The 637-nt window shown below is 48.8% G+C and carries 1 protein-coding gene and 1 pseudogene; both read left to right on the plus strand.

What is annotated here, in order from left to right; translation table 11 throughout:
- Nucleotides 1-314 (plus strand): annotated as a pseudogene (locus KIV40_RS28670) (ParA family protein); the annotation flags it as partial.
- Between the two features lie 23 nt (nt 315-337).
- Nucleotides 338-637 (plus strand): ParB N-terminal domain-containing protein (locus KIV40_RS28675; RefSeq protein WP_285352616.1); only part of this gene is annotated, 300 nt, incomplete at its 3' end.

The raw sequence follows: 637 nt of genomic DNA on the forward strand, positions 1-637 counted from the left end.
CGTTAGAGGGTTTAACTGCCTTGATGGATACCATCAGTAAACTGGCAGCTGTTGTGAATGAGAATTTGAAGATCGAAGGCTTGCTTCGTACTATGTATGATCCTCGCAACCGCTTGTCGAATGAAGTATCTGACCAACTCAAGAAGCATTTTGGTAGCAAGGTCTACCGAACTGTGATCCCTAGAAATGTACGTCTTGCTGAGGCTCCAAGCCATGGCAAACCAGCGATGTACTTCGACAAATAATCCGCAGGAGCAAAGGCCTACTTGGCACTTGCTGGCGAGATGTTACGTCGTGAAGAAGTCCCAGTTTAAATCAAACCAAAGGAATTCGCTCAATGTCTAAACGTGGTTTAGGAAAAGGGCTAGATGCATTACTTGCAACTAGCTCAATGGCTCGTGAAAAACAGCAAGTTGCTTCTCATAGTCAGGCTCTCTCTGCCGATGGTGAGTTAACCGAACTTGCGATTGGCAGCTTGAAGCCAGGTGTCTATCAGCCACGTAAAGACATGGCGCCAGACGCGCTTGAAGAGCTGGCTGCGTCGATCCAGTCTCAGCGGATCATTCAGCCGATCGTGCTACGCCCACTGTCGCAAGATCACTATGAGATCATTGCTGGTGAGCGTCGCTGGCGTGCT

Source organism: Vibrio sp. D173a (assembly GCF_030248475.1).